Genomic DNA, 14,318 nt, shown 5'->3' with positions numbered 1-14,318 from the left:
AACCGGCCGGTCGGGGGCGATTCGGCGCCCACGGACGGGTGCGCCCGGCCGCACCCGTGTCAGACTGGACGCGCCATGACGAGCCTCCCGCTGATCTCCGTAGACCCCGACGCCCGCGGCCGCCGGCCCGCGATGCCTCCCCGTCACCTCGCCGACCTGGACCTGTCCGGTCGCCAGGCGCTCGTCACCGAGCTGGGCGAACCGGCGTTCCGCGCCAAACAGGTCTCGAACCACTACTTCGGTCGCCTGGTGCGCGACCCGGAGCGGATGACCGACCTGCCGGCGGCGACCCGCGAGCGGCTGGCCGGCACGCTGCTGCCCACCCTGCTCACCCCGGTGCGCGAGCTGGCCTGCGACGACGGCGCGACCCGCAAGGCGCTCTGGCGGCTGCACGACGGCTCGCTGGTGGAGAGCGTGTTGATGGGTTACCCGGACCGGGTCACCGTCTGCATCTCCAGCCAGGCCGGCTGCGGCATGGCCTGCCCGTTCTGCGCGACCGGTCAGGCCGGGCTGACCCGCAACCTCTCCACCGCGGAGATCGTCGACCAGGCGGTCTACCTGGCCGGGGTGGCGGCCTCCGGAGCGGTGGCCGGCTCACCGCCGCGCCTGTCGCACGTGGTGTTCATGGGGATGGGGGAGCCGCTCGCCAACTACGCCCGGGTGGTCGGGGCGATCCGCCGACTGGTGGCGCCGGCGCCCGAGGGGCTCGGCCTGTCCCAGCGGCACATCACCGTTTCCACGGTCGGGCTGGTCCCGGCCATCCGCCGACTGGCCAGCGAAGACCTCTCGGTGACCCTTGCGTTGTCGCTGCACGCCCCCGATGATGAGCTGCGCGACGAACTCGTCCCGGTCAACCAGCGCTGGAAGGTGTCCGAGGTGCTGGACGCGGCGTGGGACTACGCGGCCACGACGGGGCGTCGCGTGTCCATCGAGTACGCGATGATCAAGGACGTGAACGACCAGCCGTGGAGAGCCGATCTGCTCGGGCGGCTGCTGGCCGGCAAGTTGGCCCACGTGAACCTGATCCCGCTCAACCCGACCCCGGGCAGCCGTTGGGACGCCAGCCCGAAGCCGGTCGAGCGGGAGTTCGTCCGGCGGTTGCGCGACGCCGGGGTGTCCACCACGGTGCGGGACACCCGGGGGCGCGAGATCGACGGGGCGTGTGGGCAGCTCGCCGCGGCCGAGGACACGGACAGCGACCCACGCGCGGCAACGGCGTAGCGGTACGAGACCAGGAGACATAGTGGCGAGTCAGGGTCAGCGTTTCCGGCGGAAGGCGCTCCGTCGGGGATACAAGGTCGACGAGGTGGACGCCTTCCTGGACCGGGTCGAGGCGACCCTCGACGGCCAGCCGGTCGGCGCGCCCGTCGCCTCCCAGGAGGTCCACGACGTCGTCTTCCGGGTCCGGTTCAACGGCTACGACGAGTGGCAGGTCGACCTGCACCTCGACCGGGTCGAGCGGCAGCTCGCCGAGCTGGAGGAGCGCTCCGGTGCCCCCGCCGGGCGGGGCGGCGATCCCCGGATGGCCGACCGGCTCGGCCCGCCGATGCGCGACGACCGTGGCTTGTCCCCGGTGCCCCAGCCGCCCATGCCGCCCCGGCAGATGCCGGCCCAGGCCGGTCCGCCCGGCGACCGCTACGGCAACCGCTACGACGAGCCGACCGGCGCCTTCGCCGGCGGGTACGACGCCCCGCGCGGCGGCTACGACGCGCCTCGTGGCCCCGCCGGTCCGCCCCCGATGGGCCCCGGGCCGGGCGCCCCGATCGGGCACGGCGGTCCGCCGCCGCGTGGCCTGCCGGCCGGCCCGGGCGGTTACGGTCCGCCGGACGCCGGCCCCGGTGGCTACGGCCCGCCGGACCCGGGCCCGGGCGGGAGCTACGGCCCGGAGCCCGGCCAGGGTGGGTACGGCGGCCCTGGTGACCGCTTCGACGGCTTCGAGGCCGGCCGGCACGGTCGCGCCGACATGACCGCGGAGATCCGGATGCCCGAGCGTGAGCTGCGTGAGCTGCGCGGACGCGGTCCGGCCGGCCCGCCGGCCCTGCCGCAGCAGGGATATGGCGCGCCGGATGCGGGTTACGGCCCGCCCGACTCCGGTTACGGCGGTGGCCCGTCGATGACCGGCCCGCCGCTCGTCGGTCCGCCGGCCGCCGGCCCGCCGATGGTGGGGCCGCCGATGGCCGGCCCGCCCGGCAGCGACCTGCACCGGGTCGACCAGATCCGACGCAGCTTCCAGGTCCGCCGCTTCGGCAGCGGCTACGACCCGGACCAGGTCGACCGGTTCTTCGAGACGCTGCTCGGCGGCATGCAGGGGCGCAACGCGATGCCGGTGAACCCGAAGGACCTCGACACGCTGCGCTTCGGGCTGGTGCCCGGCGGCTACTTCGAGGCGGAGGTCGACGCCGCGCTCAAGGACGTGCAGGACATCCTGCTCGGCCGCTGACCCACCCGGGACACAGCGAAAGGGCCCGCCCCCTCCGCGGGGGCGGGCCCTTTCGGCGTACCGCTGGCGCCGTGCGTCAGGACCGTAGGCCGTTGCGGCGCAGCACGGCGTCGCCGATGACGATGGCGAGCAGCAGCGCGGCGATCCCGAACAGCCAGATGCGCTCCACCCGGCCCTGCTCGGTGCCGCAGAGCGCCATCAACACCAGGGCCACCGCCGACACCACCGCACCGATCCGCCCGGACTTGCGGTGCCCCGGCTTGTGCTGATCTGGCGCGGTTACCGGCTCGTCTCCTGCCACTGTCGGTCCTTCCCTCGCGATCGGATCTCCGGCTAGTCTGGCACGCCCCCTGGCGGGCCCGGCGCAGGGTCCGGCCGGACGGGACGCGGATGACCCGCGCGGGCGACGCCGGCCGGCGCGCGGAGGCGGGCAGCCCGGCCCGGGCCGTTGGGCCTGTCCCGGCCGGGCCGACGGGCACTACGGGCGTCGCGGGACGGCGGCGACACTGTCTCCGGTAGCGTCGGGGCGTACGCCTGATGCCTTTTTCGAGGGGGACTACGGTGCGAGTGACCGGTACGGGCCACGCCAGCATGCGGATCGACACGCCCGCGGGCAGCATCCTGTGCGACCCGTGGGTCAACCCCGCCTACTTCGCCTCGTGGTTCCCCTTCCCGGACAACTCCCAACTCGACTGGGCGACGTTGGGTCAGGTCGACTACCTGTACGTGTCGCACCTGCACCGGGACCACTTCGACGCGAAGCACCTGCGCGACGTGATCTCGAAGGACGCCACCGTCCTGCTGCCCGAGTTCCCCACCTCCGAGATGGAGGACGAGCTGCGGGAGTTGGGCTTCACCAAGTTCCTGAAGGCCCCGAACGAGCAGGTCGTGGAGCTGCCCGGCGGGCTGAAGATCATGATCCAGGCGTTGACCAGCCCGACCGACGGCCCGATCGGCGACTCGTCGCTCTGGGTCGAGTACGACGGCGTCCGCCTGCTCAACCAGAACGACGCCCGGCCCACCGACCTGACCGTCTTCGCCGAGCTGGGCCACGTGCACGCGCACATGCTCCAGTTCTCCGGCGCGATCTGGTACCCGATGGTCTACGAGCTGCCGCAGTCGGCGAAGACCGCGTTCGGCAAGCAGAAGCGGGACCGCCAGTTCGACCGCACCTGGCGCTACATCGACGACCTGAAGGCCGACAACGTCTTCCCGATCGCCGGGCCGCCGTGCTTCCTCGACGACGAGCTGTGGCAGTTCAACGACATCTTCGGCGACGAGGGCAACATCTTCCCCGACCAGTCCGTGTTCCTGTCGGAATATGCGAAGGTCGGCGGCACCAACGGCATCGTGCTGCTGCCGGGCAGCGTCGCCGAGGTCACCACCGAGGGCACGACCACCACCCACCCGGTGCCGGTCGAGGAGTTCTTCGCGAACAAGGTCGCCCACCTGGAGGAGATGCGCGAACGCAAGCGCGGCGTGATCGAGGCCGAGAAGGCGTCCTGGCGGCACCCCGAGGTCGACGTGCTGGGCGAGATGAAGCGCCGGATCGAGCCGCTGCTCGACGAGTCGATCTACCTGGCCAAGGGCGTCGGCGGTCCGGTCCGGTTCGATTTGGTCGGCTACGACGGCAACGACGTCGAATCCATCGTGGTGGACTTCCCGGGCAAGGAGGTCCGGCCGTACGCGGACGAGAAGGTCCGCTACCGGTTCCGCACCGAGCGGGCGCTGGTCGAGCACCTGCTGCACATCGGCGAGGTCGACTGGGTCAATTCGCTCTTCCTCTCCTGCCGGTTCTCCGCGGCCCGCATCGGCCAGTACAACGAGTTCGTCTACGCGTTCTTCAAGTGCCTCTCCGAGGAGCGCCTCCAGTACGCCGAGGGCTGGTACGACGAGCACGAGCGGGCGGTCGACGCCGAGGACATCACGCTCGACGGCTGGGTGGTGCAGCGGCGCTGTCCGCACCTGAAGGCGGACCTGAGCCGGTTCGGCATCGTCGACGGCGACCAGCTCACCTGCCAACTGCACGGCTGGAAGTTCGACCTGGCCAGCGGCCGCTGCCTGACCAGCGTCGGGCACAAGATCCGGGCCCACCGCGCCGACGAGGAGACCCCGGCGCCGGCCGGGGAAGCGATCGTCTGACGTTTTCGCCCCGCCGCCGCCCCCGGCGCGCGACCATCTGGTCGTGGAGGGGGCGGCGTGACGGGGGCGGACCGGGAGCCGGGGTACCGGTTCGGTCGCAGCAGCGAGATGGCGCGGGACGCCTCCCGGGTGGAGGCGTTCAGCGACGCGGTGATCGCCATCGTGCTCACGCTGATGGCCGTCGAGCTGCTCCAGTTCGGCCCGGACGCCCCGAACGACCACGGGCTGCCGGCCGCGCTGGCGCACGAGTGGCGGGCCTACCTGGCGTACGTGATCACGTTCGCGGTGGTGGGCCAGGTCTGGCTGACCCACCACAACATGTGGCGGTACGTCTGCCGGGTGGACCAGATGCTGCTGGTGCTGAACCTGCTGCTGCTGATGTTCGTGGCGGCCATCCCGTTCACCGCGAACCTGCTCGCGGACAACCTGCGTGGCACGCCGGGCGACCAGCGGTTGACCGCCGCGCTCTATGTCGGCACGGTGCTCGGCGAGGCGCTCTTCTTCAACCTGAGCTGGTGGTGGGCGCGCCGCCGTGGCCTGCTGCACCCGGATCTCGACCCGCGCCTGGCCCGGGCGGTGGCGCGCCGCTTCCGGCTCGGTCCGCTGCTCTACCTGGTCGCGTTCGCGGTGGTGTTCGTCGACCCGATCCTCAGCCTGCTGGCGTACCTGCTGCTGGTCGGCCTCTACGTCATCCGCGGCCCGGGCGATCTCCCGCGCGCCGGCCAGGAGGCCGCCTCGTCGTGAGGTGTTAGAAGGGGCCCCTGCTCTACCGGAGGCGTTAACAGGGGGCCCCTCCTTACATGTCGGCGAGGATGCGACGGGCGGCGTTGTGGCCGGCGGCGCCGATCACGCTGCCCGCCGGGTGGCAGCCGGCGCTGCCGGCGTAGACGCCGGGAACGCCGGTGGCGTACGGCATCCGGTCGGTGAACGAGACCGTGTTGTCGACGTGGTGGATGTGCCCGCCGGTGATGCCGAAGTGGGCCTCGATGCCGGGCGGCGGCAGCGGCACCGCGTCCGCGACCAGGTCACCGGCGCCCGGCGCGTACCGCTCGCAGATCGCGATCAGCTTCTCCACGTAGCCGGGCAGCGCCGCGTCCCAGGTGGTGCCGGCCAGCTCGTAGGGGACCGACTGGACGAACATCGCCGACGAGTGGTGCCCGGCGGGGTCCTGCAACGACGGGTCGACGGTGGTGTGCAGGTACCACTCGATCGTCGGCTCGTCCGGCAGCCGTCCGGCCCGCACGTCGGCCCACATGCCGCGCAGCGCGGCCATCGGCGACGCGCCGCCGGCGCCGACCAGCGAGTCGGAGCCGGGGAGCAGGTGGATGGTGGAGCCGAACGGGCTCGGCGCGTCGGCCGGCAGGCAGGAGAAGCGGGGCAGCCCGGTGAGCGCCAGGTTGAGCTTGAGCGTGGTGCCGGGCCGGCGGGCCGCCGTCATCCGCGCGCCCAGCTCCGCCGGGAGCGCGCCGTCGGGCAGCAGCTCCATCAGCCGGTACGGGTCGCACGCGCCGAGCACCACCCGGGCGCCGACCTCGCGACCGTCGGCCAGCACCACGCCCGACGCCGCGCCGCCGTCCAGCGTGATCGCGGTGACCGGGGCGCCGGTGACGATGCGGGCACCGGCGGCCCGGGCGGCGTCGGCGAAGGTACGCGACACCGTGCCCATCCCGCCCTCGGCGATCATCCAGGTGCCGTCCGAGCCGGGCAGCCGGCACATGTTGTGCACCAGGAAGTTGTGGCCGGTGCCCGGGTCGTCCGGGCCGGCGTTGAGCCCGGACAGGCCGTCGGTCACCGCGTACATGCTGACCAGCAGCTCGGAGCGGAAGTCGAAGCGGGCCAGGTGGTCGGCGACCGAGCCGCGCACCAGGTCGACGAAGACCTGCCGCAGCGCCGGCCGGACGTAGCGCTCGGCGGTCTCCTCCACCGGCAGCGGCTCGGCCAGCCAGGCCGGCGCCAGGTCGTCGCGGAGCTGGGCCAGCTCGGCCTGGAGCGCGTCGTCGGCGGCCACGTCGGCCGCCGAGAACATCTCGGTGAGCTGCCGCCGGGTGGCCGCGCCGTCGCGGCCGAAGAGCAGGTACGGTGAGCCGGGCCCGCCCGGCGTGGGCAGGAAGTAGTGCGGGTCGCGGCGCACCACCGGGATCGTCACGTCGAGCGTGGCGAGCAGCTCCGGTGGCATCAGCCCGAGCAGGTACGACCCGGTGGAGTGCCGCAGGCCGGGCACCTTCGGGAACGGGTTCTCGGTGCGGGTCGCCCCGCCGAGTACCTCGGCCGCCTCCAGCACCAGCACGTCGAGGCCGGCGCGGGCCAGCAGGATCGCCGAGACCAGGCCGTTGTGCCCGGAGCCGACCACGACGACGTCGGCGCGGGCCGGCAGCTCACTCCCGTCATTCATGGGACCGGAGCCTACTGGCGGGTGGACGGCGGCGGGAGGGTTCGCGGTCGGGCGTTACCGTGGCGCGCATGCCCGAGGGTCCCCAGTTCGTGCTCCTGGCCGTGATCGCCATGCTGCTCCTGCTCCTGTTCGTGTTCCGGCGCCCCGCCGGCCGTCCCCGCGACCTGCTCGCCCCGGACCCGGCCACCGGCGGCGGGCAGGGGGAGGTGCTCCGGCTGGCCCGCGAGGGGCGGACCGTCGAGGCGGTGAAGCTGCTCCGCGAGCAGACCGGGCTGCCGCTGCTGGAGGCGAAGCAGGCGGTCGACGCGTTGCGGGCGGGCGGTGTGCCGCCGGCCCGACCCGCCGGCCCGGCCGACCTCGACGACGCGGTGCGCGCCGAGGCGACCCGGCTCACCCACCGCGGGAAGAAGATCCACGCGGTCAAGCTGGTCCGGGAGCACACCGGCTGGTCGCTGGCGGAGGCGAAACGGTACGTGGACCGGCTCTGAGGTCACCCCGCGTTCACCGGGGAGCGGCAGCGGTCGATGCCATGGCGGGTCTACCGTCGGGGGAGAGCCACCGTCTCGGGGAGGTCAACCGATGGACCGTCGTACCGTCCTGCGCGCCGTGACCGTCGCCGGCGGCACCGCCTTCGCGGGCAGTCTCTGGGCCGCCGCCGCCCCGGCCGCGCCCGCCCAGCCCGGCCCCGGCCCCTACGGCGACCTGCTCGCCGCCGACGCCAACGGCCTCCAGTTGCCCGCCGGCTTCACCGGCCGGGTGGTGGCCCGCTCCGGTCAGCGGGTGCCCGGCACCTCGTACGTCTGGCACTGGGCGCCGGACGGTGGCGCCTGCTTCCCGGCCGGCGACGGCTGGATCTACGTCTCCAACTCGGAGGTCCCGCTCGTCGGTGGGGCCTCGGCGGTGCGCTTCGCGGCCGACGGCTCGGTCGCCGCCGCCTACCGGATCCTGAGCGGCACCAACACCAACTGCGCGGGCGGACCCACCCCGTGGGGGACGTGGCTCTCCTGCGAGGAGGTGCCGTTGGGTCGGGTCTTCGAGACCTGGCCGGCCGGTGGCCGCTCCGGCGAGGAGCGCACCCGGATGGGTCGCTTCAAGCACGAGGCGGCGGCCTGTGACCCGGTCCGGCAGGTGGTCTACCTGACCGAGGACGAGCCGGACGGCCGCTTCTACCGCTTCGCTCCGGACGCCTGGGGCGACCTGCGCACCGGCCGGTTGCAGGTGCTGTGCGCCCGGTCGGGCCAGGTGACCGGCCCGGTGACCTGGCAGGACGTGCCGGACCGGGACGGTTTTCCGGTGCCCACCCGCTACCAGGTGGGCGCCGCCCAGGTGTTCGACGGCGGGGAGGGTTGCTGGTACGCCGACGACACCTGCTGGTTCACCACGAAGGGCGACAACCGGGTGTGGGCGTACGACGCGGTGGGGCAGCGGCTCGACCTGGCGTACGACGACTCGCTGGTGGAGGCCGGCGCGGCGCCGCTGACCGGGGTGGACAACATCACCGGCACCGCCGGTGGCGACCTCTACGTGGCCGAGGACGGCGGCGACATGGAGATCAACATGATCACGCCGGCCGGGGTGGTGACGCCGTTCGCGCGGCTGCTCGGGCAGCCGACCTCGGAGATCACCGGCCCGGCGTTCTCGCCGGACGGCAGTCGGCTCTACTTCTCGTCGCAGCGCGGCATCAGCGGCGCCAAGGCCGGCAGCGGCGGCATCACCTATGAGGTGCGCGGCCCGTTCCGGCGCTGACGCGCGCCGCTCAGGCGCGGGCCGCCTCCCGGGCGGCCCGCCACCGGCTGAGCGCCAGCGTGGCCGAGTAGCCGGCCAGCACGATCACGTGGAACAGGTAGAGCCAGAGCAGCACGGCCACCCCGCCGCCGATCTCGTCGAACCCGCCGAACGGCACGCCGAGGTTGAGCGGCAGCGAGCAGAACAGCACGAACCCGTGCAGGAAGCCGGAGAGGTTCGCGGCGGTGAACGAGCCCATGCCGAGCGTGGCGAGCCAGTCCGGGGAGGCCGGCCCGACCACCCGGAACACCCACACCAGCACCGGCGTGAGCACCAGCCACACGGCCAGGAACGACAGCACCACGCCGAGCGCGCCGATCCACCCGCCCTGGCGGACCAGCCGGGTGGTCAGCGGCAGTGCCAGCAGGATCGACAGCAGCAGCGCCGGGGCCGGGGCGAGCAGCGGGAGCAGCAGCAGCCGGCCGCGCCAGCCGACGAGCGCGCCGGACTCGGCGCGCGGCTCGGCCACCGAGACGAACGCCCGGCGCAGCCCCTCGCCGTAGAGCGAGGCCGGCAGCAGCGAGGCCAGCGCCAGCAGCGGGGTCAACCCCAACCCGGCCTCGACCAGCGCGGCCACCGCCCGGTGCGCGCCGATCTCGGTGGGCAGCGTGTCGATCGCGTACCCGGTCAGCCGGCGCACCCGGTCGGCGCCGGCGAGCAGCCCGGTGAGCCAGATGGCCAGCAGCGCCACCGGGACCACGGCGATCGCGCCGTAGAACGTGATCGCGGCGGCGTGCAGCGAGAGGTCCCGGCCCCGGACCGGCCGGAACGCCGCCGAGGTGATTCGCTTCGTGCGCTGCCAGCCGTCGCCCATCGCCCCCTCGTTCCCCCTGGGCCGGTGCGTCACGCATTACGATCCGGCGTCATGATGATCGCCTCGACCGAGCGGCTCGTGGTCCGGGACTGGACCGAGTCACCCGACGACCTCGCCCGGGTCTACGACATCTACTCCCGCGCGGAGGTGATGCGCTGGCTGGGCGGCGGCAAGGGGCGGATGACCCAGCCGGGCGAGGCGCTGGAGCGGGTGCGCGCCTGGCGTGAGCGCAACGCCCCCTACGACGGCCGGTGGGGTCTGTGGGCCATCGAACCCCGTGCCGCGGGCTGCGCGGCCGGCAGCGTGCTGCTGAAGCCGTTGCCCGGCCGCGACGGCGTCACCCCGACCGACGACATCGAGGTCGGCTGGCACCTGCACCCGGACGCCCAGGGCCACGGCTACGCCACCGAGGCGGCCCGGGCGGTGCTAAAGCGGGAGTTCGCCGCCGGCACCGAGCGGGTGTTCGCGGTGGTGATGGCGGGCAACGAGCCGTCGATGGCGGTGGCCCGGCGGCTCGGGATGACCCATCTCGGGGTGCGCACCGACTGGTACGGCGGCGCCGAGTTGGAGACGTTCGTCCTGGACCTCCCCGCGTAGCACGTTGGCGGTTTGCCGCCGGCCTCCCTACGGTGGTGGGGACCCGGGGGAGGTGCGGTGGTGCTGGACGGCGGCGACGCGGCGCGTTGGCTGCAACTCAACGCACCCCGGGGCGGGCCGGACGAGTTGTCGCTCCTGGTGAACCGGGCCGCGCCGGCGGTCGGCGCCACCGAGATCGTGATCTACCTGGCCGACTACACGCAGTCCGTCCTCGTACCTCTGCTCGGCGCCGGCCCGACCCGCGACGAGCAGACGATCGAGACGACCCTGGCCGGGCGGGCGTTCACCACCCTCGACGTGCAGCGCGCGCCCGACAACCCGGACCGGCTCTGGGTGCCCCTGCTGCTCGGCTGCGAACGGCTGGGGGTGCTGGAGGTCGTGTCACCGACCGCCGGCGACCCCGCGCTGGACCGATCCGCCTGGGAGGTGGCGGTCAACGTGGCGCAACTCCTGACGAACCGCCGGCTCTACGGCGACGTGGTCGAACGGATGCGTCGCCGCCTGCCGATGCAGGTCGCCGCAGAGATCGTCTGGGGGCTGCTGCCGCCGCTGACCTTCGCGACCGACGATCTGGTGATCACCGCCATCCTCGAACCGTGTTACGACGTCGGCGGGGACGTCTTCGACTACGCGCTCAACGGCGACGTGCTCAGCGTGGGGCTCTTCGACACCTGTGGGCACGGCATCAAGGCGAGCGCCCTGGCCTCGCTCGTGGTCAGCGCCTACCGCAACGCCCGGCGTACCGGCCTCGACCTGGTCGACACGGCGATCAGCATCGACAGGTGGGTGCGCTCCGAGCACCACGGCCTGTTCGCCACCGCGCTGCTCGCCGAGTTGGACCGGCGGACCGGCCGGCTGCGGACCATCAACGCGGGCCACCCCGGCGCCCTGCTGCTGCGCGACGGCAAGGCGGTCCGGGCGCTGCCGGGGCCGACCGCGCTGCCGCTCGGCCTGGGCAACCTCTCCGGGCGGCGTCCCCGGGTGCACGAGGAGGCGCTGCATCCGGGCGACCGGGTCCTCGCCTACACCGACGGCATCACCGACGCGCGCGGCGACGACGGGGAACGGTTCGGGCGGGACCGGCTCGTCGACTTCGTCGAGCGCGCGCTCAACGACCGGCTGCCCAGCCCGGAGACGATGCGTCGGCTGGTGCGGGCGGTCCTCGCCTACCAGCAGGACCAGCTCGACGACGACGCCACCGCCCTGTTCCTGGAGTGGCAGCCGCCGCACCTGCCGCTGGGGCACCTGGAACGCCTCGCCGCTACCGGTGGCCGCTCCGGGGTCTACGGCGCGCGACGCGATGGCGTCATCTCCTGAGCAGGCCGCGACGGACAACGTGTGCGATCCGGGCGGAGCGGGGCAGCGCCGCTAGGGTGGGTGCTAGCACGATTACCCGCTGAGGGGGTGAGCCCTGGACGACGATTACCGTCCTCTGGCCGCCGCGGCGGCCGGGACCCAACTTTGTGATGCGGCAGCCATTCGAGTTCAGCGTCGACCCGGCCGACCTGCTCGACGAGGAGGCGCCGGAACCGCCGGCTTGAGCGCGCATGATCCACACCAGCTCACCGAGGTGGCGCTATGGAAAGTGCTCGGACGGCACCACCTCGGGGAAGTGGAGTCGATCAAGGCGACGGGGGACGCCGGCACAGAGCGCGTGACGCGCTGGGGAACAATGGGCGGGTGACCACTCCCCGAGACGTCGTGCTGCTCGGCTCGACCGGTTCCATCGGCACCCAGGCCGTCGACATCGTGAAGCGCAACCCGGACCGGTTCCGGGTGGTCGCCCTCGGCGCCGGCGGCGGCAACGTGGATCTGCTCGCCGCGCAGGCCCTGGAGCTGGGCGTGGACGCGGTCGGCGTGGCCCGGGCGTCCGTCGCGCAGGACCTCCAGCTCGCGTTCTACGCCGAGGCGAGCCGGCGCGGCTGGGCCACCGGCGACTTCAAGCTTCCCAAGATCGTGGCCGGTCCGGACGCGATGACCGAGCTGGCGCAGTGGCCGTGCGACGTGGTGCTCAACGGCGTGGTCGGCTCGCTGGGCCTGCCGCCGACGCTCGCCGCGCTGCGCGCCGGGCGTACCCTCGCGCTCGCCAACAAGGAGTCGCTGGTGGCCGGCGGCCCGCTGGTCAGGGCCGAGGTGGCGCGGCACCCGGGTCGCAGCCAGATCGTTCCTGTCGACAGTGAGCACTCGGCGTTGGCGCAGTGCCTGCGCGGCGGCGCCCGGGGTGAGGTGCGCCGGCTGGTGGTCACCGCCAGCGGCGGCCCGTTCCGGGGCCGGCGGCGCGACGAGCTGACCGCCGTCACCCCGGAGCAGGCGCTGGCGCACCCGACCTGGAACATGGGCCCGGTCGTCACGATCAACTCGGCCACCATGGTCAACAAGGCGCTGGAGGTGATCGAGGCGCACGAGCTGTTCGACGTGCCCTACGCCGACATCGAGGTGATGGTCCACCCGCAGTCGGTGATCCACTCGATGGTCGAGTTCGCCGACGGCTCCACCCTCGCCCAGGCCAGCCCGCCGGACATGCGGCTGCCCATCGCGCTCGGCATCGGCTGGCCGGACCGGGTGCCCGAGGCGGCCACCGCGGTCGACTGGACCACGGCGCACACCTGGGAGTTCGCCCCGCTCGACGACGCCGCGTTCCCGGCCGTGGCGCTGGCCAAGGCGGCTGGTGCGGCCGGGCGCTGCCGCCCGGCGATCTACAACGCGGCGAACGAGGAGTGCGTGGCCGCCTTCGTGGCGGGCCGGCTGCCGTTCCTCGGCATCGTCGACACCCTCCAGCGGGTGCTGGAGGACGCTCCCGACTTCGACGAACCGGGTACCGTCGAGGACGTGCTCGCCGCCGAGTCGTGGGCACGGGCGCACGCCCAGGAGATCATCGTCGGGTCGGTGGAAGGAGCTCGATGAGCTATCTGCTCGGGGTGGTGCTGTTCGCCCTGGCGATCCTCATCTCGGTGAGCCTGCACGAGGCGGGGCACATGCTGACCGCCAAGGCGTTCGGGATGAAGGTCACCCGCTACTTCGTCGGCTTCGGGCCGACGCTCTGGTCGTTCCGACGCGGCGAGACGGAATACGGCGTCAAGGGCATCCCGCTCGGCGGCTTCTGCAAGATCGTCGGAATGACCCCGCAGGACGACGACGTCGAGCCGGGGGACGAGAAGCGCGCCATGTGGCGCTACCCGGTGTGGAAGCGGACGATCGTGATGTCCGCCGGTTCCGCGATGCACTTCGCCATCGCGCTGGTGGCGCTCTGGATCATCGCGGTCTCCGCCGGCCTGCCGAACCCGAAGTTCCCCACCACCGAGGCCGGCTTCCGGGCCGAACCGGCGGTGATCGCGCTCACCCCGTGCGTGGTCGTGGAGAACGCCGCCCGCGCCTGCACCGCCTCCGACCCGGCCAGCCCGGCCGGCAAGGCCCAGCTCAAGGACAGCGACCGGATCACCGCGGTGAACGGCCGGCCGGTCTCCACCTGGGGCGACATGCTCGACGTGGTCCGCGGCACCAAGCCCGGCGCGGCGACCGTCTCCTACCTGCGCGACGGCACCCCGGGCACCGCCACCGTCGACCTGGCGTCGGTGCAACGCCCGCCGCTCGACGATCCGAAGGGCGCCACCTCGGCGGTCTCCGCGCTCGGCGTGGCGCTCCAGCCCAGCACCCCCACCCGGGTGGAGTACGGCCCGGCCGCCGCCTTCGGCGCGACCGCCGACTTCACCGGCAACATGGCGGTGCAGACCGCGCACGCCATGCAGCGCATCCCGCAGAAGGTGCCGGCGCTGTGGAACGCGATCACCGGCGCCGAGCGCGACGTGGACACCCCGATCAGCGTGGTCGGCGCCAGCCGGCTCGGCGGCGAGGCCGTGGAGAACAACGCCTGGCTGGTGTTCTTCATGCTCTTCGTGTCGCTGAACTTCTTCATCGGCGTGTTCAACCTGCTGCCGCTGCTGCCGCTGGACGGCGGGCACATCGCCATCGCCTGGTTCGAGCGCGCCCGCTCCTGGCTCTACGCCCGGATCGGCCGCACCGACCCGGGTCGCGTCGACTATCTGAAGCTCATGCCCCTCACGTACGCGGTGATCCTGGTCGGTGGCGTGTTCACGCTGCTGACCGTCACGGCGGACGTGGTCAACCCGATCACGCTCTTCTCAAGGTGA

At 73.1% G+C, this 14,318-nt stretch carries 13 protein-coding genes; 10 read left to right on the top strand and 3 right to left on the bottom strand.

The annotated features are described in order from the left end of the window. The first annotated feature begins 75 nt into the window (after window positions 1-75). Together rlmN and O7618_RS17585 are read left to right on the top strand one after the other, a co-directional pair. Window positions 76-1,221: a 23S rRNA (adenine(2503)-C(2))-methyltransferase RlmN gene (rlmN, locus tag O7618_RS17590; protein WP_278107183.1), complete on the top strand. Its 1,146-nt coding sequence runs from the start codon at window positions 76-78 to the stop codon at window positions 1,219-1,221. 22 nt (window positions 1,222-1,243) lie between these two features. Further along, window positions 1,244-2,440, top strand: coding sequence for a DivIVA domain-containing protein (locus O7618_RS17585; protein ID WP_278107181.1), 1,197 nt, complete (start codon window positions 1,244-1,246; stop codon window positions 2,438-2,440). 76 nt (window positions 2,441-2,516) lie between these two features. Here the strand turns inward: O7618_RS17585 and O7618_RS17580 are convergent, their stop codons facing one another. Further along, a complete protein-coding gene (locus tag O7618_RS17580) occupies window positions 2,517-2,741 on the bottom strand; it encodes a DUF2631 domain-containing protein (protein ID WP_278107180.1) in 225 nt (74 codons plus the stop codon). A 260-nt stretch (window positions 2,742-3,001) separates the two neighbouring features. Here O7618_RS17580 and O7618_RS17575 point away from each other — a divergent pair, with 260 nt between their 5' ends. Then, window positions 3,002-4,582, top strand: a complete 1,581-nt coding sequence (locus tag O7618_RS17575) for a Rieske 2Fe-2S domain-containing protein (protein WP_278107179.1) — start codon at window positions 3,002-3,004, stop codon at window positions 4,580-4,582. Window positions 4,583-4,690: 108 nt separating this feature from the next. Beyond that, window positions 4,691-5,326 (top strand): TMEM175 family protein, encoded by a 636-nt coding sequence (locus O7618_RS17570; protein WP_278110054.1) that lies wholly within the window; start codon window positions 4,691-4,693, stop codon window positions 5,324-5,326. Window positions 5,327-5,378: 52 nt separating this feature from the next. On the opposite strand, the gene O7618_RS17565 is transcribed toward O7618_RS17570, so the two are convergent. After that, window positions 5,379-6,974, bottom strand: coding sequence for an NAD(P)/FAD-dependent oxidoreductase (locus O7618_RS17565; RefSeq protein ID WP_278107178.1), 1,596 nt, complete (start codon window positions 6,972-6,974; stop codon window positions 5,379-5,381). A 68-nt stretch (window positions 6,975-7,042) separates the two neighbouring features. Here O7618_RS17565 and O7618_RS17560 point away from each other — a divergent pair, with 68 nt between their 5' ends. Continuing rightward, window positions 7,043-7,462 (top strand): 50S ribosomal protein L7/L12, encoded by a 420-nt coding sequence (locus O7618_RS17560; RefSeq protein ID WP_278107177.1) that lies wholly within the window; start codon window positions 7,043-7,045, stop codon window positions 7,460-7,462. Window positions 7,463-7,553: 91 nt separating this feature from the next. Beyond that, window positions 7,554-8,720, top strand: a complete 1,167-nt coding sequence (locus O7618_RS17555; RefSeq protein WP_278107176.1) for an alkaline phosphatase PhoX — start codon at window positions 7,554-7,556, stop codon at window positions 8,718-8,720. Window positions 8,721-8,730: 10 nt separating this feature from the next. Here the strand turns inward: O7618_RS17555 and O7618_RS17550 are convergent, their stop codons facing one another. Continuing rightward, window positions 8,731-9,573 (bottom strand): YhjD/YihY/BrkB family envelope integrity protein, encoded by an 843-nt coding sequence (locus tag O7618_RS17550; protein ID WP_278107175.1) that lies wholly within the window; start codon window positions 9,571-9,573, stop codon window positions 8,731-8,733. Between the two features lie 51 nt (window positions 9,574-9,624). Here O7618_RS17550 and O7618_RS17545 point away from each other — a divergent pair, with 51 nt between their 5' ends. The 4 genes from O7618_RS17545 to O7618_RS17530 all read left to right on the top strand — a co-directional run bounded on the left by O7618_RS17545 (window position 9,625) and on the right by O7618_RS17530 (window position 14,318). Then, the gene (locus O7618_RS17545) at window positions 9,625-10,170 is read left to right on the top strand and encodes a GNAT family N-acetyltransferase (protein ID WP_278107174.1); all 546 of its coding nucleotides are present in this window, start codon (window positions 9,625-9,627) and stop codon (window positions 10,168-10,170) included. 57 nt (window positions 10,171-10,227) lie between these two features. Beyond that, window positions 10,228-11,487, top strand: coding sequence for a PP2C family protein-serine/threonine phosphatase (locus O7618_RS17540; protein ID WP_278107172.1), 1,260 nt, complete (start codon window positions 10,228-10,230; stop codon window positions 11,485-11,487). Window positions 11,488-11,850: 363 nt separating this feature from the next. Then, window positions 11,851-13,074: a 1-deoxy-D-xylulose-5-phosphate reductoisomerase gene (gene dxr / locus O7618_RS17535; RefSeq protein WP_278107171.1), complete on the top strand. Its 1,224-nt coding sequence runs from the start codon at window positions 11,851-11,853 to the stop codon at window positions 13,072-13,074. Then, the gene (locus tag O7618_RS17530; protein ID WP_278107169.1) at window positions 13,071-14,318 is read left to right on the top strand and encodes a site-2 protease family protein; all 1,248 of its coding nucleotides are present in this window, start codon (window positions 13,071-13,073) and stop codon (window positions 14,316-14,318) included. The genes dxr and O7618_RS17530 overlap by 4 nt, the downstream gene beginning before the upstream one ends.

Origin of the sequence: Micromonospora sp. WMMD980, assembly GCF_029626035.1 — a bacterium.
Classification (GTDB): Bacteria; Actinomycetota; Actinomycetes; order Mycobacteriales; family Micromonosporaceae; genus Micromonospora.
The sequence above is the reverse complement of the archived record's forward strand: the minus strand, read 5'-3'. Positions and strand labels throughout refer to the sequence as shown.

What these genes read in the sequence shown, in the direction of transcription:
- rlmN (WP_278107183.1), top strand. Translation starts at nt 76, where the DNA reads ATGACGAGCCTCCCGCTGATCTCCGTAGACCCCGACGCCCGCGGCCGC.
- O7618_RS17570 (WP_278110054.1), top strand. Translation starts at nt 4,691, where the DNA reads ATGGCGCGGGACGCCTCCCGGGTGGAGGCGTTCAGCGACGCGGTGATC.
- O7618_RS17565 (WP_278107178.1), bottom strand. Translation starts at nt 6,974, where the DNA reads ATGAATGACGGGAGTGAGCTGCCGGCCCGCGCCGACGTCGTCGTGGTC.
- O7618_RS17560 (WP_278107177.1), top strand. Translation starts at nt 7,043, where the DNA reads ATGCCCGAGGGTCCCCAGTTCGTGCTCCTGGCCGTGATCGCCATGCTG.
- O7618_RS17555 (WP_278107176.1), top strand. Translation starts at nt 7,554, where the DNA reads ATGGACCGTCGTACCGTCCTGCGCGCCGTGACCGTCGCCGGCGGCACC.
- O7618_RS17550 (WP_278107175.1), bottom strand. Translation starts at nt 9,573, where the DNA reads ATGGGCGACGGCTGGCAGCGCACGAAGCGAATCACCTCGGCGGCGTTC.
- O7618_RS17545 (WP_278107174.1), top strand. Translation starts at nt 9,625, where the DNA reads ATGATGATCGCCTCGACCGAGCGGCTCGTGGTCCGGGACTGGACCGAG.
- O7618_RS17530 (WP_278107169.1), top strand. Translation starts at nt 13,071, where the DNA reads ATGAGCTATCTGCTCGGGGTGGTGCTGTTCGCCCTGGCGATCCTCATC.